1 pseudogene is annotated in these 511 nt (G+C 60.9%); it reads right to left on the bottom strand.

Annotation, left to right across the window (positions count from 1 at the left end):
• Nucleotides 1-511: pseudogene (locus tag ACGLHR_RS52245) on the bottom strand (hypothetical protein); the annotation flags it as partial.

The raw sequence follows: 511 nt of genomic DNA, 5'->3' as shown, positions 1-511 counted from the left end.
CTCGGCAATAGTCGGGCGAGATGGAGAAAGTGACCCCAAAGGGTGTATTCGGCGTGCACCAGCATCCCCTGCCCGGGCAGCCGATTGGCCTTGGTGAAGAGTTCGGGCGATTCGACATCCAGCCTGTGCGCAGCGGCATCGTACTCACTGGCGATCTCGCCCTTGAGTGACCCCGAAGTGCTGCGCCGTCGAGGGATTGTCACTGCTTCTTCGAAATCCGACTTGATCCACAGCCTGGCAAAGCGTCGCCACTGCGGCGGCAACTCGCTGTCGCCCTGCAGCAGCACCTCGTTCTCGATTGCCTCGGGGTCGAGCTCCGGGTCGAAGTTAGGGTTCATCCCAAACACGTACCCGGATGTGTTGTCGGCCGAGGCTACGGCCGAGATGACCACGTTGCGACGGTCCTTGCGCTCAGTCCAGTTGACGACGTAGTCCTGTCGATCGACACCGATGTAGAGTCGCCGGATCTCCATGCCAGGAAGCTTTTCTTCTCGGTCTGCGAGGAACGCGA

This window comes from Cupriavidus sp. CuC1 (genome assembly GCF_044627735.1).
Taxonomy (GTDB): Bacteria; Pseudomonadota; Gammaproteobacteria; order Burkholderiales; family Burkholderiaceae; genus Cupriavidus; species Cupriavidus ulmosensis.
Note: the sequence above shows the minus strand (reverse complement) of the source record. Positions and strands in the feature narration are given on the sequence as shown.